Genomic DNA, 20,063 nt, shown 5'->3' with positions numbered 1-20,063 from the left:
GGTCAGTCTCCCGCAGGGCTCGGTCCGGCCGCGGGGGCGGGGGGCGCGACGGTGGGTACGTTGAGCGAGCGCAACGCCGTTTCCGGTCCTCGGATCTCGATCTCCGTGACGGCCCCGTTGTCCAGTCGCGGGAAGATCCGCCGGTAGCGCCCGAGGGGCAGTCCGAGGAGTTCGCACAGGGCGATGCGCACCAGGGTGTTGTGGGCGACGACGAGCACCGTTCCCCCCTGGTGACGGTGCGCCAGGTCGCGCAGGGAGCCGGTCGCCCGCGCCGCGGCCAGGGCGACGGGTTCGGAGCCGGGGAAGGCGCCCGCGTCGGCGTCCTCGCGGAACCGCCGTACGGCCTCGGGGTCCTCCTCGGCCATCTCCGCGATGGTCCGGCCCTCGCCCCATCCGAAGTCCACTTCCCGCAGCCCCTCCCGAACGTCCACCGCCAGGCCCAGCGCCGCCGCCGCGGGGGCCGCCGTCAGGCGGGCACGGCCGAGCGGGGAGCAGGCGACCGCGTCCACGCCGCTGCGGGCGGCCCAGGATCCGAGGTCGGCCCCCTGGGCCACGCCCTTGGGGGTCAGGGCGACGTCGGTGACTCCGGCGTACCGGTTCTCCGCGTGCCACTCGGTCTCGCCGTGGCGCACCAGCAGGAGACGAGAGGTCATGGAGGCCGCCCTTCCGAGGTCGAGGTCGAAGCAGACGCAGACGCCGGACGCAGAAGCCGGACGCGCCGGGCGCCGGGCTCATTGCCGGTTCACGTGAGCGCTGTTAAATTTAACAGAAATTCCACAGCCCAGGACCGGCCTGTCGCGGCTCGGATCACGCTCCGACCTGCTCGCCACGCAATCCCACCGGCTCTCCTCGCAGAAGGAATCCGACGTCATGCGCATCCTCGCCGCAGGCGACCACTTCGTCCGTCCCTCGTTGATTCGCGCGGCAGTGAGCCAGGAGCTGTCCCGCACGGGCCGGGAGCTCCCGGAGTTCGCGGAGCTGACCCTCCCCTGGCCCCACGAACCCTTCGGTCCGGTCGCGGAGGTCCGCGAGGCGAGCGGCACGGAGGACGAGCTCGTCGGAGCGCTGGCCGGGGCCTCGGTCTGCGTGACGCAGATGGCCCCGTTCACCGAGCGGGTGTTCGCCGCGTCGCCCGCGCTGCGCCTCGTCGCCGTCTCCCGGGGCGGACCGGTGAACGTGGACCTGGCAGCCGCCACCCGGCACGGAGTCAGGGTCAGCTTCGCCCCCGGCCGCAACGCCCCGGCCGCCGCGGAGTTCGCCGTGGGACTGACGCTCGCCGCGATGCGCCGCATCACCGCCGCCGACGCGGAGCTCAAGCGGGGTGTCTGGCGGGGCGATCTGTACGCGTACGAGGAGAGCGGCGGCGAGCTCGGCGGTGCCACGGTCGGGCTCGTGGGCTACGGGGCCATCGGCCGCATCGTGGCACGGGTGATGCGCGCCTTCGGGGCCCGTGTACTCGCGGCCGACCCGTACGCCGACCGCGCGGCGGCCGAGGCGGACGGGGTCGAACTGGTCGAGCTGGACGCCCTCCTGAGCCGGAGTTCGGTGGTGAGCCTGCATGCCCGTCTGACAAAGGAGACCCACCACCTGATCGACTCACGCCGTCTCGGGCTGCTGCCGCACGGCGCGGTCCTGGTGAACTCCGCCCGAGGCGGACTGCTCGACCACGCGCCGCTGCCGGGGCTGCTGCGCGGCGGCGCTCTCGGGGCGCTCGCCCTCGATGTGTACGACATCGAGCCGATCCCCGCCGACTGGGCCCTGCGCGACGTACCGAACGTGATCACCACACCCCATCTGGCGGGCGCGACGCGGCAGACGGCGCACCGGGCGGCGGCCATCACCGCCTCCGAGGTCGGCCGCTTCCTGCGCGGGGAGGAGCTGGCCCACCTCGCGAACAAGGACGTCCTGGCGGCCGGTCGGCCCTGACGGCCGCCGTCGCAGTGCCCCGTCGCCCGGGAACCATCGGCTCGGCTCGTTTCGGCTCGGCTCGTATCGGCTCGTACAGGAGGCACCAGGCGTGAGCACCACCATCGGTGTGGACATCGGGACGTCGGTCACCAAGGCCGTGGCCTTCGACGCGACCGGCAGCGCCTTGGCCTCCGCGAGCCGGCGCTCGCGTCTGGACATGCTGCCGGGCGGTCGCGTCGAGCAGGATCTCGACGACGTCGTGGCCGGTGTCGGCGACGTCGTGCGCGAGGTCGCCGCCGCGGTCGGCCGGCCGCCGGACGCCGTGGCGCTCACCGGCCAGGGGGACGGTCTGTGGCTGCGGGACTCCGAGGGCCGCCCGGTGCGGCCCGCGATCTCGTGGATGGACGCGCGGGCCTCGGACCTGGTGACCCGCTGGCTGGTGGACGGCACGATCGGCGCCGCCTACGCGCACACCGGCTCCGGAATGTTCCCCGGCTGCCACGGCCCGCTGCTGAACTGGCTCCAGGAGCACGAGCCGGACTCGCTGGACCGGGCCGCCGTCGCGGGGTACTGCGTCGACGCGGTCGCCCAGCGCCTCACCGGCCGGGTGTGCCTGGATGCCTCCGACGCGACGCTCCCCTTCCTCGACCCCCGTACCCGCCGCTACGCGCCCCGGGCGCTGGCGGCCTGCGGCGTCGAGGAACGGGCGGGTCTGCTGCCGCCTCCCGCCGCTCCGGGCACGGTGCTCGGGCTGGACGGTCGCGGCGCCGGACTCCTGGGGCTGCCCGAGGGGTTGCCGGTCGTGGCGGGGCCGTACGATCTGCCGGCCTGCGCGATCGGCAGCGGGGTGCGTGAGGTGGGGGACGGTGTGCTCATCCTCGGTACGACCCTCGCGAGCCAGGTGCTGACCGACCGCGTCGATCTCGATCCGCTCGCCGAGCCCGCCGGCATGTGGCTGTGCACGCCCACGCCCGGCCGGTGGCTGCGCGCCATGCCCGCCATGGTGGGAACGGCGGCGCTGGAGTGGGTGCTCGCCCTCGTCGGCGCGACCACGGCAGACGTGGACGCCCTGCTCACCGACAGCCCGCCCGGCGCCCGGGGCGTCCACGCCTTCCCCTTCCTGTCCGATGCGGGCGAACGGGCCCCGTTCGTCGAACCGTCGGCCCGGGGCAGACTCGACGGGCTCAGCCTGGCGACGGGCCGGGAGGACGCCGTCCGGGCCGTCTGCGAGGCCATCGGCTACGCGGCCCGGCACTGCCTGGACACGGCGGGACTGAGCGGCACCCTCGCCCTGTGCGGCGGTGGCACACGGTCGGTGATGTGGGCCCGGCTGATCGCCGACGTCCTCGGCCGGCCCGTCCGCGTTCCGCTGGAGGAGCAGGTCGGGGCGCTCGGCGTGGTGTCCGTCGCCAGGGCCTCGTTGTCCCCCGGGTACGAGGCGCCGCCGGGGCGCCACCAGGTCGTCGAACCGCGTGCGGACGTACGGGCGCTGTACGAGGACGGATACGAGCGGTACCGGGCGGAGTTGGCGACGGCCCGTACCGAATGGAGGGCTCGCGCGCGGTCGATCGGTTGACCGGACGCCTCTGAACGGCCCGCCGTCCTGTTATTTATGACATGCCCATTGACACTACTAACATCTGCGCTGTTAATTTGACGCGAAGGAGGCTCTCCGCCTGAAGACCGGGAGATTCCAGTGAAGCAACGCTCTGTCAGATCGTTCGCCGCTGCCTTGTCCGTGATGACGGTGATCGTCTCCGCCGCCGCTTGTTCGACGAAAGCGCCGAACGGCACGGACGGCAGGTCACCGCAGAACGCGAAGATCGCATTCCTGATGCCCGATATCGCCTCCACCCGGTACGAGCTGTACGACGCTCCCCTCTTCAAGGCCAAGGTGAAGGATCTCTGCGGTGGTTGCGAGGTCCTGTACCAGAACGCGGGCGGCGATGCGGCGAAGCAACAGCAGCAGGCCGACTCCGCTCTCGCGCAGGGCGCCGACGTCATCGTGATCGATCCGGTGGACTCCGCCGCGGCGGCCAGCACCGTCCGTACGGCACAGGGGCGAGGGGTCCCCGTCATCGCGTACGACCGGCCGATCCCGGCGGTCAAGGCCGACTACTACGTCTCCTTCGACAACGAGAAGATCGGCTCCATGATCGGCACGTCCCTGGTGGAGCACCTCAGGGCCACCTCGGCCGAGGGCGGTCTCCTCCAGGTCAACGGATCGCCGACCGACGCGGCGGCAGGCCTGATCAAGAAGGGCATACACAGCGCGGTCGACTCCAGCGGATTCGATCTCCTCGCCGAGTACGACACCCCTGCCTGGGAACCGGGCAAGGCCCAGAGCTGGGTCAGCGGCCAGATCAGCAAGTTCCCGGGGAAGATCGCCGGAGTGGTGGCCGCCAACGACGGCACGGGCGGCGGTTCCATCGCCGCGTTCAAGGCGGCCGGAGCGAGGGTGCCGCCGGTGACCGGGAACGACGCCGAACTCGCCGCCGCCCAGCGGATCGTCAAGGGCGACCAGTACAACACCATCTCCAAGCCCATCAAGACCGTCGCGGAAGCCGCGGCCACCGCGGCGTACGCCTTCGCCGAGGGAAAGAAGCCCCGGGGCGACACCACGCTCTTCGGCACCCCCTCGGAGCTCTTCACCCCCACCGTGGTCACCCGGGAGAACATCGCGGAGGTTCTGGTGGGCGACGGAAAGCCGCTGAAGACCGCCGAGGTGTGCACGGCGAGGTACGCCGCCGCCTGCGCCGAAGCGGGTCTGACGTAGTCACCGGACGGCCTCGGCGCCCACGGCTGCCCGGGGCGGGGCGGGACGCCTTCCCGCCCCGCCGGGGCCACCACTCCCCCGCCCGCCCGCCTCGGAAGGTCGGTCCATGTCCGCTGACTCCTTGCCCTCCCCTCCTGAGGGTCCGGAGGGCTCGCTGCTCTCACTGCGCGGAATCAGCAAGTCCTTCGGCGCCGTCGCCGCGCTCACCGATGTCGACCTGGACGTAGCCGCGGGGCAGGTCGTCGCTCTGGTGGGCGACAACGGCGCGGGGAAGTCCACCCTGGTGAAAGTCCTATCCGGGGTGCACCGGCCGGACGCCGGAACCGTCGGCTTCGGCGCGGGGACCGTCTCCGTCTCCTCCCCGGCCACCGCACAGCGGCTCGGCATCGCGACCGTGTTCCAGGACCTGGCCCTGTGCGAGAACCTGAACGTGGTGGAAAACCTCTTCCTCGGACGCGAGTTGCGGGGGCTGCGCCTGGACGAGGTAGGCATGGAGGTCCGCTCCCGGGCCCTGCTCGGGGAACTGTCGGCGAAGATTCCCTCGGTACGGGTCCCGGTCGCGGCCCTGTCCGGCGGCCAACGCCAGACGGTGGCCATCGCGCGGACCCTCCTGGGCGACCCCAAGGTGATCATCCTGGACGAGCCGACGGCCGCCCTGGGCGTGGCGCAGACGGCGGAAGTCCTCAATCTGATCGAGCGTCTGAGGGAGCGTGGCCTGGGCGTCATCATGGTCAGCCACAACATGGCCGACGTGCGGGCCGTCGCCGACACGGTGGCCGTCCTGCGGCTCGGCCGCAACAACGGCGTCTTCGACGCGGCCACCACGACGGCGTCGGAACTGGTGGCGGCCATCACGGGGGCCACCGACAACGTGGTCAGCCGCCGTGCCGGCCGCGACCGGGCCACGGACGACGGAACGGAACCGGCGCACGGGACCGGAGCGGCGCACAAGGGGGAAGCATCATGACGGAACCGGCCGCTGTCACGGGCCCGGAGCTCTCCCGGGGCGGGCCCCTCGATCCGGCGCCCCGGTCCACCGGTGCGCGCGACCGTCGGCGGGCGGTGTCCGACCGGCTGCGCGGCGGCGACCTCGGCCTGCTGCCCGTCCTCGCCGGGCTGGTCGTGATCTGGGTCGTGATGCAGATCCTCAACCCCATCTTCCTGTCGAGCGCGAACCTCACGAACCTCGCCCTCGAAAGCGTGCCGGTCGGCATCATCGCCCTGGGAGTCGTCTGCGTCCTCCTCGTCGGCCAGATCGATCTGTCGGTCGGTTCGATCAGCGGTCTCGGCGCTGCCGTGCTGGCCGTCCTCTTCGTGGACCGGGGTCTGCCGGCCTGGCTCGCCGTCGTCGTCCCGCTGGCCCTCGCGGGTCTGATCGGCTGGTTCTACGCCCAGGTCCACAACCGGATCGGGGTGCCCAGCTTCGTCATCACCCTCGGCGGACTCCTCGGTTTCCTCGGCGTGCAGCTATGGATACTCGGACCCAAGGGCTCGATCAACCTGCCCTTCGACTCGGGTCTGGTGGCCTTCGCCCAACTCCAGTTCCTGCCGCCCTGGTTGGCGTACGCGCTGGTCGTCGCGGGCGCGGCGGTGCTGTACGCGACCGGTGCCGCCCGGGCGGCGGAGCGCCGCCGGGCGGGTCTCACGGCCCCCTCCCGGCGTCTGCTCGCCGGGCGGAGCCTGGCGCTGCTGGCCGGACTCGGTGCGGCGGTCTGGTATCTCAACCGGGACCGGGGGGTGGGCTGGATGTTCGTGTTCTTCCTGGCCCTGGTGCTGGCACTGCACTATGTCCTGTCCCGCACCTCGTTCGGCAAGTCGATGTACGCGGTCGGCGGCAACATGGAGGCCGCCCGGCGTGCGGGCGTGAACGTGAAGGCCGTCCTCACCACCGCGTTCGTGCTGTGCGCGACGCTCGCCTGTGTCGGCGGAGTCCTCTCCGCCTCGCGGCTGGCGGCGGCCAACCAGAGCAGCGGCGGCGGTGACGTCAACCTCAACGCCATCGCGGCGGCCGTCATCGGCGGCACCAGTCTGTTCGGCGGCCGGGGCACCGCGTTCGCCGCGCTGCTCGGCGTTCTCGTGATCCAGTCCATCTCCAGTGGGCTCACGTTGCTGAACCTGGACTCCGCGTACCGCTTCATGGTGACCGGCGGGGTGCTGCTGCTGGCGGTGTCGTTGGATGCCGTGGCCCGGCGTTCGCGGGTCTCCCACGGCAGGGCCTGAGGCACCGCCGATTCTTGAGGACCACGATCTCGGAGGAACCATGCGAAGCCGAGCACCCGCGCACCTCGCCGCCCTGTTCCTGTCCACGATTCTCGCGTCGGCCCTCCTGGCAGTGGGCGGTGGCGCGGCCCATGCCCGTACCCCGTCGCCGTCGCCGTCGCCGTCTCCCTCGCTGCCCTCGTCCGTCGACGGCGGGGCCTGGTCGTCCGGGCACCTCCAGGGCACGGCCGTCGACCGCCGCAAGGGCCACATGTACTTCTCCTTCACCGATCTGCTCGTGAAGACCGACCTGTCGGGCAGACCGATCGGCTCGGTCACCGGCTTCACCGGGCACCTGGGCGATCTGGACTTCAACACCGCCGACGGCCGGGTGTACGGCTCCCTGGAGTACAAGGCCGCCGAGGCGTTCTACGTCGCGATCTTCGACGGGGCCCGCATCACCCGGATGAACATGGACGCCCGGACCACCGATGTGGTCTCCACCGTCCATCTCCGGGAGGTCGTACGGGACTACACCGCCGATATGAACGGCGACGGGGTCTTCGACGGCAACACCGGCGACACCCCCGACCACCGCTACGGCTGCAGCGGCATCGACGGCATCGCGTTCGGCCCCGACCTGGACCGCCGGGGAGGCGGCCGGCTCACCGTCGCGTACGGCGTCTACTCCAACACCGCCCGCACCGACAACGACCATCAGGTGCTGCTCCAGTACGACGTGCGCGACTGGCGAAGGTACGAGAGGCCGCTCGTCGAGGGCGCTCATCACACGAGCGGCCCCGCCTCCCCCGACGGCAAGTTCTTCGCCTACACCGGCAACACCACGTACGGCGTCCAGAACCTGGAGTACGACCGGCACAGCGGGAACTGGCTGATGGCCGTGTACAAGGGCAGGAAGACGGCCTTCCCCAACTACTCGCTGTACGTGGTGGACGGGTCGGAGCCCGCCCGCCGGGGAGAGGTGAAGGGGCAGCCGCGCCCCGAGTCCGGCCGGATCCTCTCCCTCCTCCCGCGCGGGCTGCACCACGAGCCGTCCGGTGTGTACGGGTACCAGTCGGGCGGCCAGTACGGTCTGGTCTCGCTCGACGACGGCCGCTACTACGTGGCCGAGGCGGGGACGGTCGACTCCGGAGGAACCACGCTGCAGACCGGACGCGCGGTGCTGCACCGCTGGACGGGGGCGGTACCCAACCCCTTCACGGTGCTGGGGCGCCCCTGACGAGCGTCATTCGTTCTCGTTCTCGTTCTCGGTCCGCCAGTGCTCGTGCAGCGCCGTCAGCTCCGCTTCCATCGCCGGCGCCTCGGTGTCCAGCAGCCGGACCTGGGCCCCGGGGCCCGCGAGGTCCGTCCGGTAGGGGTGGGGCGGCCCTGGCGGGCGGGCGCCGAGGGCGGTCACGGAGCCGATGATCCGGTTCGGGCCGAGGATGCCGGGCAGTTCGCGCAGGTCCGGGTCGGTCAGGTCGAGGTCCTCGACCAGCAGTTCCCGGCCGTCGTACACGGCCCGGGTCCTGGCCCGGACGCTGCCGCCGCGCTCACCGGAGCGGCCCAGGACGAGGGTGTCGCGCCACAGCATCCGGGCGCCGGGCGCGAGCGTCACCTCCATCGTCCGGTCGACCCGTGCCCCGTGCGCGACCACGAACGGCTTCCCGTCCCAGTCCAGTCGGCCTCCTGCCGCGATGTCGACCCTGGCGCGCCACGCCGATCTGCCTCCCCGGTGGTCGTACGCCACCAGGCCGGAGGGTTCGACCAGTTCCAGCCGGGCCCCCGGGCCGACCGAGACGTGCAGCCGCAGATCGTCGCCGGCCAGCAGTCCCGCCCGGGTGCCGACGAGGGCGATCCGCAGGCGGTCCGCGCAGGGCAGCAGGGGGCGGGGGGCGAGGAACGCCCCGGGAGACAGCTCGCGGGCGAGGTGCCGACCGGAGGCGTCACGCTCGACCGCGACGACCGTGGGGTCGTCGGGCTCGGCCGGACCGGCGGCGGGCGCGGGCGGGCCGGTCACGAGCCGTCGTGGCTGTGGCTGTGGGGCGCCATCGGGCCGGGGTCGGTCGGCACATGGGTGCCGGAGCGGTGGCGTACCAGCACGGCGCGCACCCAGTCGGCCAGCCGGGCGATCGACTCCGGGTCGTGCTTGGACAGCGCGAGGACGGGCAGACCGTCGCGGGCCCGTTCCGCGTCGGCGACCATCGCGGCCACGTCGACCTCCACGTGCGGGGCCAGGTCGGTCTTGTTGATGACCAGGAGGTCCGCGCCGGTGATGCCCGGGCCGCCCTTGCGGGCGACGTCCCCGCCGCCCGCGACGTCGATGCTGAAGAGCTGGGCGTCGGCGAGCGCGGGGCTGAACGTGGCGGTGAGGTTGTCGCCCCCGCTTTCGATGAGCACCAGGTCCAGCGGCCCGTAGGCCTCCTCCAGGTCCTCGACCGCGTCGAGGTTGGCGCTCACGTCGTCGCGGATCGCGGTGTGCGGGCAGGCGCCGGTCTCGACGGCGCGGATGCGCTCGGTGGGCAGGACGCCGGCCGAGCGGAGGAAGCGGGCGTCCTCGTCGGTGTAGATGTCGTTGGTGACGACGGCCATGGAGAGCTCGTCGGCCAGCTCGCGGCAGAGGGTGGCGAGGATGGAGCTCTTGCCGGTGCCGACGGGGCCGGCGACGCCGATGCGCAGGGCGCGCGGCTGGTTGAGCGGCTGGTGGTAGTGCTCGTTGGGGCCCTGGGCGGGCTGTCCGGACTGCTGGGCGGATGCGTTGTCAGGCAAGGAAGAGTCTCCGTTCGCGTCGGTCGTGTTCGAGTGCCCACTGCTCGGTGAGCGGTGGTGTACGGGCGGGGAGTTCGGTGGGGGTGCGCACGGCCAGTGCCTCGGCGACGGTTCTCGCGGCGTCCGCCTCGGCGGCGATGATCCACGCGACGGAGTCGAGGGGGTCGCCGGGCAGCAGCTTGAGCGCGGCGGAGGCGATGGTCTGCAGTTCGTCGTAGACGACGCCGTGGGCCAGCGCCTCCTCCCCCACCCCCAGGACGGCCCCGAGCGCCCCGAGGGTGACCGGCCGCAGGGGCCGTGGGTGGAGCCGTGTCAGGGCGGTGACCGCGGGATGGCCGGGGGCCAGTCGGCGGGCGAGGCGGTGCACGCCCCGGCCCAGTGCGGCGGACGCCTCGCGCAGCGGCGCCGTCGGCGTCCGGGCGGCGAGCGCCTCCTGCACGGGCGCGTAGTCCACCGGATCGCGCAGGGCCGCCCGCAGGGCGAGTACGGCGGCGGCCGCTTCGGTGACGACGCCGGTGTGCAGGCGGGCCCTCAGCAGCGCGGGGATCTCCGCGCGCGTGAGGCCCGCCGCGACGGCCGGTTCGAGGCCCGCGCTGTAGGTGTGGGCGCCGACCGGGAGCCGCCCGTCGGCGAGGAGGTAGGGGGCGAGCAGCGCCATCAGAACATGCTGTACCGCTGGGCCAGCGGCAGTTCGGTGGCGGGGGCGGGCTCGACGAGCTCCCCGTCGATGCGGATGGCGAAGGTCTCCGGGTCCACGTCGATGGCCGGGAGCGCCGTGTTGTTCGGCAGGTCCGCCTTGGTGAGGTGCCTGGTGGGCCGTACGGCGACCAGCTCCCGGACCAGGCCGAGCCGTTCGGCCAGTCCGTCGGCCAGCGCCATCGGGGAGACGAAGCTGACCGACAGGTGCGGCGCGGCCTCGGCGGCGGAGGTGGCGCGCATCAGGACCGGCTGGGTGGTGGGGATCGCCGCGCCCGCGTCGCCGAGCGGCGCGTACACGGCCATGCCGCCCTTGATGACGGCGGCGGGCCTGATCCCGAAGAAGGCGGGGTCCCAGAGCACCAGGTCGGCGAGTTTGCCGGGCTCCACGGAGCCGACGACGTGGTCGATGCCGTGGGCGACGGCCGGGCAGATCGTGTACTTGGCGACATAGCGGCGCGCCCGCTCGTTGTCGGCGGGCAGTTCGCTGCCTCGGTCGCCGAAGCGCTGCTTCATGACGTGGGCGACCTGCCAGGTGCGGCAGACGACCTCGCCGATGCGGCCCATCGCCTGGGCGTCGGAGGAGGTGATGGAGAGTGCGCCGATGTCGTGCAGCACGTCCTCGGCGGCGATGGTGGTGGCCCGGATCCGGGACTCGGCGAACGCGAGGTCCTCGGGGACCCGGGGGTTGAGGTGGTGGCACACCATCAGCATGTCGAGGTGCTCGGCGACCGTGTTGACGGTGTGCGGGAGCGTCGGGTTGGTGGACGCCGGGAGGATGTTCGGGTGGGAGGCCACGGTGATGATGTCGGGAGCGTGGCCGCCGCCCGCGCCCTCCGCGTGGAAGACGTGGATACCGCGTCCGGCGATGGCGTCGAGGGTGCCTTCGACGTAGCCGACCTCGTTGAGGCTGTCCGCGTGCAGCGCCACCTGGAGGCCGTAGGCGTCGGCCGCCCGCAGCGCGGCGTCGATCGCGGCCGGGGTGGCGCCCCAGTCCTCGTGGACCTTGTAGCCGCCGGCGCCGCTGAGGGCCGCCTCGCGCAGGGCTTCCTCGCCCACCGTGGAACCCTTGCCGAACAGCATGACGTTGAGCGGGACGCGGTCCAGGGACCGGTGCATCATGGCGAGATTCCACGCGCCGGGTGTGACGGTGGTGGCCTTGGAGCCCTCGGTGGCGCCGGTGCCGCCGCCGATGACGGTGGTGGTGCCGGTGGCGAGCGCCTCGTGGAGGGTCTCCGGCATCAGGAAGTGGACATGGGTGTCGACGGCTCCGGCCGTGAGGATGCGGCCCTCGCCGGAGATCACGTCGGTGCCGGGGCCGATCACCAGATCCGGGTGCACGCCGTCGCTGATGTCGGGGTTGCCGGAACGGCCGAGGGCGACGATCCGCCCGTCGCGGACGCCGATGTCGGTCTTGACGACGCCCCAGTGGTCCAGGACGACCGCGTTGGTGATGACCAGGTCGGGTGCGCCCTCGGCACGGGACGCGGTGGCCTGGGCCATCGACTCGCGGATGGACTTGCCGCCCCCGAAGACGGCTTCGTCGCCGCCGAAGCAGCGGTCCTCCTCGACCTCGATCCAGAGATCGGTGTCGGCGAGGCGGATCCGGTCCCCGGTGGTGGGGCCGTAGAGCGAGGCGTAGGCGGCGCGGGTCAGCTGGGCCATGTCACCAGGTCCTCCGTTCGAGGTGTGGGGGCGGCGGGGGCGGATGTCCGGGTCCCGGGCAGCACGATGCCGGGGACGCGGCGGCGGCCGCGGAGTTCGACGAGGCTGACGTCGACCCCGACGCCCGGTTCGAAGCGCAGCGACGTGCCCGAGGGAATATCGAGCCGAAATCCTCGGGCAGCGGCCCGGTCAAAAGAAAGCGCCGGATTCGCGTCGGAGAAATGCAGGTGCGATCCGACCTGAATAGGCCGGTCACCGTCGTTCACCACGGTGAGCGGCAATACCGCGCTTTCGGCATTGATGTGCATTACTCCGGAGCCGGTCCGGATCTCGCCCGGGATCACGGGATCGGCGAGGTGATCGTGACGAGCTTGCGCCCGTCCGGGAAGGTCGCCTCGACCTGGACGTCGTGCAGCATCTCGGGGACGCCTTCCAGCACTTCAGCGCGGGTGAGCACCGCCCTCCCCGCCGTCATGAGTTCACTGACCGGGGCTCCCTCACGGGCCCGCTCCATCGCCCAGCACGCGAGCAGGGCGACGGCCTCCGGGTAGTTGAGACGGACGCCGCGTGCCCGTCGGTCACGGGCGATCATTCCGGCAACACTCAGCAGCAATTTCTCCGTGTCGGACGGAGTCAGAAACATGGGAAACCTCCATGGCGGCCTCCCCGGAATTCCCGGCGGCGCCTGAACCACATGCCTCTTATAGCTCTTCTCTTCGCGGCGTGGCAAATTCCAGCGCACGGCAAAAAGTCCCTTTTTGTGGTTACGACCCACTACATACGGGCAAAACGTACAAAATTCGGTCGGTCGGCTACCGGAATCGGTGTGCTGGAGCGGGCCGGCCGGAAGGTTCCGCCGGGGGCGCCCCGCCCGGTCCGGCCCGGTTCCGCGCGGGGCGCGACAGTGACCGAACGGGGTCGCCGGTCCGGGCCCCCGGAAGGTCCGGCGTCTCGAAACGGGGCGGAAGATCAGGGGTGAGCAGTGATCGTGCCCTGGTCATCGATCCCACCTTCTCCTTCGGAGGAAGTCCGGTCCCGCCCTCACCAGTGATTCGGAGCCGGGCGCCGAAGGGATGGGGCCGTCGGGTGATGCGCCTCACACATGACCCCTGTCAGCAATCGGGTCGCCATCTCGTTCAGAGGGCACACGAACGAGACAGGAGCCATGTCATGAAGCACCGCATCGTCGTCCTCGGCGCCGGATACGCCGGGGCTTTCGCCGCCGGCAACCTGGCCCGCAGGCTCTCCCCCGCCGACACCGAGATCACCGTCGTCAACGCCGCACCCGATTTCGTCGAGCGGATGCGGCTCCACCAGCTCGCGAGCGGCCAGGATCTGACGTCCCGCAAGCTCGCCGACGTATTCGCGGGCACCGGGGTGCGGCTGCGTCTGGCGCGTGTCACCGCTGTCGACCCCGAGCACAGGACCGTCGCCGTGACCGGCGAGGGCGGTTCCGGTGAACTCGCCTACGACACCCTTCTCTACGCGCTCGGCAGCTCCGTCGCCCACCATGACGTCCCCGGCGCGGCCGAGTACGCCTTCGATGTGGCCGGCCGGTCCTCGGCGCTGCGCCTGCGCGAGCGCCTGGCGGGCCTGGACGAGGGCGGCACCGTCCTGGTCGTCGGGGAGGGGCTGACCGGCATCGAGACCGCGACCGAGCTCGCCGAGTCGCACCCCGGGCTCTCGGTCGCGCTCGCCGCCCGCGGCGAGTTGGGCGCCTGGCTCTCCCCGAAGGCACGCCGTCATCTGCGCGGCGCCTTCGACCGGCTCGGCGTCACCGTGCACGAACACACCTCGGTCGAAGCCGTCGAGCCGACACGGGTGATCGCCGCCGACGGCAGGTCCATCCCGGCCGAGGTGACCGTGTGGTCGGCCGGATTCGCCGTGCACCCCATAGCGGCCGCCGGCGGACTGGAGGTCGCCGGGACCGGCCAGATCGTCGTCGACCGCACCATGCGATCGGTCTCTCATCCGGATGTCTACGCCGCGGGCGACTGCGCCTACGCGATCGGCGAGAACGGCCGGCCGCTGCCGATGTCCTGTGCCTCGGCGGGTCTCACCAACATGCAGGCGACCGCCGCGATCATCGCGCGCCTGACGGGCCGCGAGGTCCCGGCCACCGGGCTGAAGTACTTCGGCAACCACATCAGCCTCGGACGGCGGGACGCCATCTTCCAGATGGTGGACGGGGACGTCCGGTCGAAGGCCTGGTACCTGGGCGGCCGGACCGCCGCACGGCTCAAGGCGGGCGTGCTCAAGGGGGCCGGGTGGGGCATCGCCCACCCGACCTTCGGCCTGCCGAAGCGCCGGCACCGCCTGGCCGCCGCGCCCGGCCGGACCGGTGCGCGGGTCGCCGCCTAGGCTGTTTCGCATGGACAGCGCAGCCGTCGATCAGTTCGAGGCCGGCCGGGGCAGGCTGGCCTCGCTCGCGTACCGTCTGCTCGGCTCGGCGGCCGACGCCGAGGACGCCGTGCAGGACACGTTCCTTCGCTGGCAGGCCGCGGACCGCGAGCGGATCGAGGTACCGGAAGCGTGGCTGACCAAGGTCGCCACCAACCTCTGCCTCGACCGGCTCCGCTCGGCACAGGCGCGTCACGAGCGAACGGCCGGCGCGTGGCTGCCCGAACCGCTCCTCGACGGCGACCCGATGCTCGGTCCGGCCGACACCTTCGAGCAGCGTGAATCGGTGACCTTGGCCGTACTGACCCTTCTGGAGCGCCTCTCGCCGGCCGAGCGGGCCGTCTACGTCCTGCGGGAGGCCTTCTCGTACAGCCACGCCGAGATCGCCGCGATCCTCGACATCACCGAGTCGGCGAGCCAGCAGCATGCCCATCGGGCGCGTACCCGCGTCGCCGCGGAGCGCCGCCGCGGCGGCGCGGCCGACCCGGCGTCCGCGCGACGGGTCGTCGAGGAGTTCCTCGCCGCCGCCACGTCGGGGCGCACCGATCGGCTGGTGGCGCTGCTCACCGACGACGTGACGGCGGTCTCCGACGGCGCAGGACTGGCCAGGCGGCTGCTGCGGTACAAGTCGCGCGAGCGGGTCGCCTCCTTCGTACGGGCGGGTTTCACGTCGACGCCGGCGAAGCGGCGGCTGGCCGGCGGGTCGCTCGCGATGCATCTCGCGCGGGTCAACGGCACCCCGGCCGTCGTCGCCGTGGTCGGGGGCCAGGTCGTGGGCGCCGTGGCGTTCGAGGTCCGCGACGGCAAGGTCGCGTCCCTGTACGGCATCGCCGCCACGGGCCGGCTCGCGCGCCTCGACGAGGCGTGGCAGCGGCGCGACCCCGGCGTACCGGTCATCGACGGGTGGTGACCCGCACGGTGTCGGCGGGACGTCCCCAGTGGGACCGGCACCGTCGACCGAGCAACGGCCTCCGGCGGGTCGGCTCCGGGTGGGTGGGTCAGGGTGCGGGGACAGGGCCGCCGGGACGGAAACGCTCCACCCCGACGATGTGCCGCACCTTCACAGGGCGCACGATCACCGCGACCCGTTGCTCCCCCGGCATGGTCCACTCGAACCGCTCGCTGCCCAGGTACTTCCGTGCCAACCGGTCCATCCGCTCGTGCGCTTCGTCGCCCTCGACGAAGCGGGTCACCTCGCCGCTGATCTGCACCCGGTCGAAGGGGTCGACGGCGTCCGCGTGCGAGAGATAGACACGGGGGTCGCGGCGCAGGTTCTCCTCCTTCACCCGGCCTTTCGAGGTGTTGAACGTAAGCTCCCCGTCTCCTTCGAGGTCAACCCACATGGGGCTGACCTGCGGTGCTCCGTCGGCGAACACGGTGCCGACGTACCAGATGTTGGCGGCTCGCAGCCGGGCGCGGACGGCTTCGTCGAAGGTCGCAGTCATCCCACGAGGCTACAACCAAGATCCACCGGGAGATGCGCAACCAGCCGGACACCGGGCGCTGTTGGGCTGCCCGGATGCCTGCCCCGGCCCTCCGGGCACCGGCACGATAAATTGCCGGCCATGACGGAACCCGGAGGCGTCGCCTGGCCACCTGACCCGATCAGCACCGCGCGGCTTCTGCTCCGCGGGTCCGAGGCGCGGGACCGTGCGGCGTTCATCGAATTGTTCGCGTCGCCGGAGGTGGGCGCCCACATCGGTGGCGCTCGACCGCGCGATGACCTCGAACGCTCCGTCCCCGAGGTGCCGGGGCGGCGGCGGGGCCTCTTCGTCGTGGAGCTCGACGGAGTGATGATCGGCACGATCACCCTCGGCCGTCGGGCCGCGGAGCTCGCGGACCATCTCCGTCCGGATGCCGGGGAGTCCGAGCTCGGCTACCTGTTCCTGCCGGAGGCCTGGGGCTTCGGGTACGCCGCCGAGGCGTGCGCCGCCGTGCTCGGCTGGTTCGCCGCCGCGCGGCCCGGTGAACCGGTGGTGCTCTGCACCCGGATCGCCAACAGCCCCTCGATGCGCCTCGCGCGAAAGCTGGGGTTCACCGAGGTGACCCGGTTCGAGGAGTACGGCGCCGAGCAGTGGTTGGGCGTGTGGTGTTCGGTCACGCCGTCCGGTCGATCCAGGTCCGCAGGCCCCCGCGAGTAAGCCGGAACAGGGTGCCCGGCTGTTACACAACGATCATTGAGTGCGTCCGAACGGCCTCGGCATACTCAGGAATCCGGGGCCGAACGCGTATCCGAACGCGCCCCGTGCGGCCGGGCCTTCGCCCGCCCGAACCACTCCTGAGCAGGGGCAATCTTGCGAAAAAGATCAACGAGGGCGTACGCCCTCGTCGCCGCGGCCTCGGTCGCCCTGACGGCGGGCATGACCGCTCCGGCGTCGGGGAAGACCGGCGGCCCGGACACGGCGTCCCCGACCACCGCGAAGGCCTTGGACGCGGACGGCCGGACCGTCGACACCATCACCCTGATCACCGGCGACCGGGTCCTCGTGGACGCCAAGGGCCGGGTCGGTGGCATCCAGCGGGCCAAGGGCCGGGAGGACATCCCCTTCTTCACCGAGATCCACGACGGCCGCACCCATGTGGTGCCGCGTGACGCCCGGCAGCTGATCGCCGACGGCAGGCTGGACCGGCGGCTGTTCGACATCACCGCGCTGGCCCAGCCGGAGAGCCTCAAGGCCCACCGGGCCGGGCTCAAGGTGATCGTCGGTTACCGGGGAGCGGCGGCCGGGTCCGCCCGTTCCGAGGTGCGGTCCGCGGACGGCACCACCGTCCGCCGGACCCTGTCGGCCCTCGACGCCGATGCCGTCACCAGTGCCTCGGCCACCGACGACAAGGGCGCGCTGTGGGACGCCCTGACGCGTCAGCGCGAGGACGGTTCGGCGGCCACCGCGTCCGGCATCGCACGGATCTGGCTCGACGGTGTGCGCAAGGCCTCCCTCGACCGCAGCACCGGCCAGATCGGCGCCCCGGCGGCCTGGGCCCGGTCGTTCGACGGCAGCGGTGTGAAGATCGCCGTCGTGGACACGGGCATCGACGCCACCCATCCGGACCTGGCGGGCCGGGTGGCCGCCGAGCGCAACTTCAGCGGCTCTCCGGACGCCCAGGACCGTGACGGGCACGGCACGCATGTGGCCTCCACGGCGGCCGGCACGGGAGCCAAGGACGCCCGGTTCAAGGGTGTGGCCCCCGGAGCCCGGCTGATCAACGCGAAGGTGCTGGACGACCGGGGCGTCGGTGACGACTCCGGCATCATCGCGGGGGTCGACTGGGCCGTCGCCCAGGGCGCCGACGTCATCAACATGAGCCTGGGCGGCCTCGACACTCCCGGGATCGACCCGCTGGAGGCCCAGGTCAACAAGGTCTCCGCGGAGAAGGGCGTGCTGTTCGCGATAGCCGCGGGCAACAACGGGCCGGACCGGGGCACGGTCGCTTCGCCGGGCAGCGCGGACGCGGCCCTGACCGTCGGCGCCGTCGACGACGACGACCGGATCGCCGACTTCTCCAGCGTCGGTCCCCGTACCGGTGACAAGGCCGTCAAACCCGACATCACCGCACCGGGCGTGTCGATCACAGCGGCCGCCGCGGCGGGCGTGGCGGGGCAGAACCCGCCCGGGTACCAGAGCCTGAACGGCACGTCGATGGCGACTCCGCACGTCGCGGGGGCCGCGGCGATCCTCAAGCAGAAGAACCCCACCTGGACGGGCGCCCACATCAAGGCCGCCCTGACGGGCTCGGCCAAGGGCGGCTCCCACTCGGTCTTCCAGCAGGGCGCGGGCCGGCTCACCGTCGACAGGGCGATCGACCAGACGGTCGTCGCCGAGCCGGTCTCCGTGAACCTGGGCACCCAGTCCTGGCCCCACGCCGACGACACCCCCGTCACCAAGAAGGTGACGTACCGCAACAACGGCAGCGCCGACGTGACGCTGGACCTGTCGCTGTCCGCGCCGACCGGCGGGGACGGACAGCCCGCCCCGGCCGGCTTCTTCACCCTCGGGGCGCAGCGGGTCACGGTCCCGGCGGGCGGCACCGCCGCCGTGGACCTGACGGCCGACACCCGCCTCGGCGGTACGGTCGACGGCTCCTACTCGGCCACGGTCGTGGCCACCGGGGGCGGCCAGACCGTGCGCACCGCGGCCGCGGTGGACCGGGAGGTGGAGACGTACGAGGTCACCTTCAAGGCCACCGGACGCGACGGCGCGCCGAGCACCGGCTGGCAGGCCGACCTGAAGGGGCACACCGGCATCGCCTCGGGCCTGCGGTTCTTCCCGGATCTGTCGTCCGGTTCGACGACGGTCCGGCTGCCGCGCGGCACGTACAACCTGTCGGCCGACATGCTGGTCGACCCCGCGGCCCCGGGGAAGGGGGCCGACCTCATCAACAACCCCCGGTTCTCGGTGACCGGCCCGACCACGGTCGAGCTCGACGCCCGGACCACCCGGCCGGTGTCGTTCAAGGTGCCGGACGCGACGGCCACGCCGACGCGTGCGGGAATGATGTACCACCTCAACACGCCCGAGACGAACGTCACGCTGTGGAGCGACTTCACCAGCTTCGACAACGTCCGCACCGCGTACCAGGGCTCCCCGGTGACCGGCGACTCCTCCCTCTACCAGCAGTGGTCCGCGCACTGGAAGCAGGGGGCCACCGAGTACAACGCACTCACCGGCACCATGGTCCCGGAACTGGCCACGGGCTACAGCAAGACCTACACGACCAAGAACATGGCCCTGGTGAAGGTGCGGATCGGGTCGTCCGCTCCCGGGGTCGACGGCATCGTCCAGGCGTACGGCGAACTGGCCAACGGAGGCATCGAGCCGGCCTTCACCGTGCACCCCCTGACGGGGACCCGGAAGGTGTACCTGTCCACGGACGACGACGCCGTCTGGAACATCTCGGCGGGCGTGCTGGGCGAGAAGGACCCGGCGGGCGGCCGGCGGATCGAAGCGGCCTACTCCATGGACACGGCACGGCGGTTCGAGCCGGGCACGACGCACACCGAGACCTACCACGCCGGTGTGATGGGGCCGCAGATCAAGCCCGGCGACGGGCTCGTGCGCGACGGCGACAACCTCTACGGTTCGCTGGCGCTGGTCAGTGACGGGGCGGGCCATCCCGGATTCGCCCGGTACGCCGGTGCGACCACCACCATCCACCGCGACGGCGTGCTGTACGCGAAGGAGGACGCGGCCATCGACGAGCGGTTCTTCGCGCTGCCGCCGGAGTCCGCCACGTACAAGGTGGCGACCACGATCGAACGGAACCCGGCGGTCTACCGCGCCGGCACCCGGATCGACGCCTCGTGGACCTTCACCTCGGCCCGCACCGAGACCCCTGCGACGCTGCCGGTCTCCACGGTCCGTTTCCAGCCGCAGCTCGCACTGGACTCCACTGTTGTGGCGGGCACCAAGCAGACGTTCCCCGTCGTGGTGCAGGGTGCGGCGGCCGGAGCCGGTCTCAAGTCGCTGCGGGTGACGGTGTCGTACGACAACGAGAAGTGGCTGCCCGCCAAGGTCACCGCGGGCAAGATCACCGTGAACGCCCCGGCGAAGGGCAAGGCGATCTCGTTGCGTGCCGTCGTCACCGACACGAGCGACAACGAGTCGGCGGTCACGATCCACAACGCCTTCTTCGGCAGGTGAGGCCCCGCCGG

18 protein-coding genes are annotated in these 20,063 nt (G+C 72.1%); 10 read left to right on the top strand and 8 right to left on the bottom strand.

Translation table 11 applies throughout. From position 1 onward, the window contains the following. Window positions 1–2: 2 nt before the first annotated feature. Entirely contained in the window at window positions 3–653 is a 651-nt protein-coding gene (locus IE272_RS24610; RefSeq protein WP_190008002.1) for a histidine phosphatase family protein, read from the bottom strand. A gap of 217 nt (window positions 654–870) precedes the next feature. Between IE272_RS24610 and IE272_RS24605 the strand changes: the two genes are divergently transcribed. The 6 genes from IE272_RS24605 to IE272_RS24580 all read left to right on the top strand — a co-directional run bounded on the left by IE272_RS24605 (window position 871) and on the right by IE272_RS24580 (window position 8,123). Next, window positions 871–1,926 carry a 2-hydroxyacid dehydrogenase gene (locus IE272_RS24605; RefSeq protein WP_057667892.1) on the top strand — a complete coding sequence of 352 codons (1,056 nt, stop codon included), beginning with the start codon at window positions 871–873 and terminating at the stop codon, window positions 1,924–1,926. Between the two features lie 91 nt (window positions 1,927–2,017). Further along, a complete protein-coding gene (locus IE272_RS24600; protein WP_190008000.1) occupies window positions 2,018–3,484 on the top strand; it encodes an FGGY-family carbohydrate kinase in 1,467 nt (488 codons plus the stop codon). A gap of 165 nt (window positions 3,485–3,649) precedes the next feature. Next, a complete protein-coding gene (locus IE272_RS24595; RefSeq protein WP_229897579.1) occupies window positions 3,650–4,684 on the top strand; it encodes a substrate-binding domain-containing protein in 1,035 nt (344 codons plus the stop codon). Between the two features lie 106 nt (window positions 4,685–4,790). Then, window positions 4,791–5,651: an ATP-binding cassette domain-containing protein gene (locus IE272_RS24590; RefSeq protein WP_050363103.1), complete on the top strand. Its 861-nt coding sequence runs from the start codon at window positions 4,791–4,793 to the stop codon at window positions 5,649–5,651. Continuing rightward, window positions 5,648–6,904, top strand: a complete 1,257-nt coding sequence (locus IE272_RS24585; RefSeq protein ID WP_050363102.1) for a sugar ABC transporter permease — start codon at window positions 5,648–5,650, stop codon at window positions 6,902–6,904. The genes IE272_RS24590 and IE272_RS24585 overlap by 4 nt, the downstream gene beginning before the upstream one ends. Before the next feature lie 40 nt (window positions 6,905–6,944). After that, complete coding sequence (locus tag IE272_RS24580; protein ID WP_190007997.1) at window positions 6,945–8,123, top strand: hypothetical protein; 1,179 nt, start codon at window positions 6,945–6,947, stop codon at window positions 8,121–8,123. A 6-nt stretch (window positions 8,124–8,129) separates the two neighbouring features. Here IE272_RS24580 and IE272_RS24575 read toward each other — a convergent pair whose 3' ends face one another. The 6 genes from IE272_RS24575 to IE272_RS24550 are packed head-to-tail and all read right to left on the bottom strand — an operon-like array spanning window position 8,130 to window position 12,656. Continuing rightward, window positions 8,130–8,903 (bottom strand): urease accessory protein UreD, encoded by a 774-nt coding sequence (locus tag IE272_RS24575; protein WP_190007996.1) that lies wholly within the window; start codon window positions 8,901–8,903, stop codon window positions 8,130–8,132. Beyond that, on the bottom strand, window positions 8,900–9,652 hold the full coding sequence (ureG, locus tag IE272_RS24570) for an urease accessory protein UreG (RefSeq protein WP_056709055.1): 753 nt from the start codon (window positions 9,650–9,652) through the stop codon (window positions 8,900–8,902). Before ureG ends, IE272_RS24575 begins: the two co-directional genes overlap by 4 nt. Next, window positions 9,645–10,310, bottom strand: a complete 666-nt coding sequence (locus tag IE272_RS24565; RefSeq protein WP_056709057.1) for an urease accessory protein UreF — start codon at window positions 10,308–10,310, stop codon at window positions 9,645–9,647. Before IE272_RS24565 ends, ureG begins: the two co-directional genes overlap by 8 nt. Further along, complete coding sequence (locus IE272_RS24560) at window positions 10,310–12,013, bottom strand: urease subunit alpha (protein ID WP_050363097.1); 1,704 nt, start codon at window positions 12,011–12,013, stop codon at window positions 10,310–10,312. Before IE272_RS24560 ends, IE272_RS24565 begins: the two co-directional genes overlap by 1 nt. Beyond that, window positions 12,001–12,357 (bottom strand): urease subunit beta, encoded by a 357-nt coding sequence (gene ureB / locus IE272_RS24555; protein WP_078961525.1) that lies wholly within the window; start codon window positions 12,355–12,357, stop codon window positions 12,001–12,003. The genes IE272_RS24560 and ureB overlap by 13 nt, the downstream gene beginning before the upstream one ends. Continuing rightward, window positions 12,354–12,656 carry an urease subunit gamma gene (locus IE272_RS24550; protein ID WP_087763719.1) on the bottom strand — a complete coding sequence of 101 codons (303 nt, stop codon included), beginning with the start codon at window positions 12,654–12,656 and terminating at the stop codon, window positions 12,354–12,356. Before IE272_RS24550 ends, ureB begins: the two co-directional genes overlap by 4 nt. Before the next feature lie 527 nt (window positions 12,657–13,183). Between IE272_RS24550 and IE272_RS24545 the strand changes: the two genes are divergently transcribed. Together IE272_RS24545 and IE272_RS24540 are read left to right on the top strand one after the other, a co-directional pair. Further along, window positions 13,184–14,374: an NAD(P)/FAD-dependent oxidoreductase gene (locus tag IE272_RS24545; RefSeq protein ID WP_056709063.1), complete on the top strand. Its 1,191-nt coding sequence runs from the start codon at window positions 13,184–13,186 to the stop codon at window positions 14,372–14,374. A 10-nt stretch (window positions 14,375–14,384) separates the two neighbouring features. Next, window positions 14,385–15,323: a sigma-70 family RNA polymerase sigma factor gene (locus IE272_RS24540; protein ID WP_190007993.1), complete on the top strand. Its 939-nt coding sequence runs from the start codon at window positions 14,385–14,387 to the stop codon at window positions 15,321–15,323. A gap of 88 nt (window positions 15,324–15,411) precedes the next feature. On the opposite strand, the gene IE272_RS24535 is transcribed toward IE272_RS24540, so the two are convergent. Continuing rightward, a complete protein-coding gene (locus IE272_RS24535) occupies window positions 15,412–15,858 on the bottom strand; it encodes a TIGR03618 family F420-dependent PPOX class oxidoreductase (protein ID WP_050363093.1) in 447 nt (148 codons plus the stop codon). Window positions 15,859–15,978: 120 nt separating this feature from the next. Between IE272_RS24535 and IE272_RS24530 the strand changes: the two genes are divergently transcribed. Beyond that, window positions 15,979–16,554, top strand: coding sequence for a GNAT family N-acetyltransferase (locus IE272_RS24530; protein ID WP_190007991.1), 576 nt, complete (start codon window positions 15,979–15,981; stop codon window positions 16,552–16,554). A gap of 153 nt (window positions 16,555–16,707) precedes the next feature. Next, a complete protein-coding gene (locus IE272_RS24525; RefSeq protein WP_190007989.1) occupies window positions 16,708–20,052 on the top strand; it encodes a S8 family peptidase in 3,345 nt (1,114 codons plus the stop codon). Window positions 20,053–20,063: the final 11 nt, after the last annotated feature.

This window comes from Streptomyces anulatus (assembly GCF_014650675.1).
GTDB classification, from domain to species: Bacteria; Actinomycetota; Actinomycetes; order Streptomycetales; family Streptomycetaceae; genus Streptomyces; species Streptomyces anulatus.
Note: the sequence above shows the minus strand (reverse complement) of the source record. Positions and strands in the feature narration are given on the sequence as shown.

Excerpts from the sequence above, each read along its gene's own strand:
- IE272_RS24565 (WP_056709057.1), bottom strand. The coding sequence starts at position 10,310 with ATGGCGCTGCTCGCCCCCTACCTCCTCGCCGACGGGCGGCTCCCGGTC.
- IE272_RS24535 (WP_050363093.1), bottom strand. The coding sequence starts at position 15,858 with ATGACTGCGACCTTCGACGAAGCCGTCCGCGCCCGGCTGCGAGCCGCC.
- IE272_RS24590 (WP_050363103.1), top strand. The coding sequence starts at position 4,791 with ATGTCCGCTGACTCCTTGCCCTCCCCTCCTGAGGGTCCGGAGGGCTCG.
- IE272_RS24560 (WP_050363097.1), bottom strand. The coding sequence starts at position 12,013 with ATGGCCCAGCTGACCCGCGCCGCCTACGCCTCGCTCTACGGCCCCACC.
- IE272_RS24595 (WP_229897579.1), top strand. The coding sequence starts at position 3,650 with ATGACGGTGATCGTCTCCGCCGCCGCTTGTTCGACGAAAGCGCCGAAC.
- IE272_RS24530 (WP_190007991.1), top strand. The coding sequence starts at position 15,979 with ATGACGGAACCCGGAGGCGTCGCCTGGCCACCTGACCCGATCAGCACC.
- IE272_RS24610 (WP_190008002.1), bottom strand. The coding sequence starts at position 653 with ATGACCTCTCGTCTCCTGCTGGTGCGCCACGGCGAGACCGAGTGGCAC.
- IE272_RS24545 (WP_056709063.1), top strand. The coding sequence starts at position 13,184 with ATGAAGCACCGCATCGTCGTCCTCGGCGCCGGATACGCCGGGGCTTTC.
- IE272_RS24585 (WP_050363102.1), top strand. The coding sequence starts at position 5,648 with ATGACGGAACCGGCCGCTGTCACGGGCCCGGAGCTCTCCCGGGGCGGG.
- IE272_RS24550 (WP_087763719.1), bottom strand. The coding sequence starts at position 12,656 with ATGTTTCTGACTCCGTCCGACACGGAGAAATTGCTGCTGAGTGTTGCC.
- IE272_RS24605 (WP_057667892.1), top strand. The coding sequence starts at position 871 with ATGCGCATCCTCGCCGCAGGCGACCACTTCGTCCGTCCCTCGTTGATT.
- IE272_RS24580 (WP_190007997.1), top strand. The coding sequence starts at position 6,945 with ATGCGAAGCCGAGCACCCGCGCACCTCGCCGCCCTGTTCCTGTCCACG.
- IE272_RS24540 (WP_190007993.1), top strand. The coding sequence starts at position 14,385 with ATGGACAGCGCAGCCGTCGATCAGTTCGAGGCCGGCCGGGGCAGGCTG.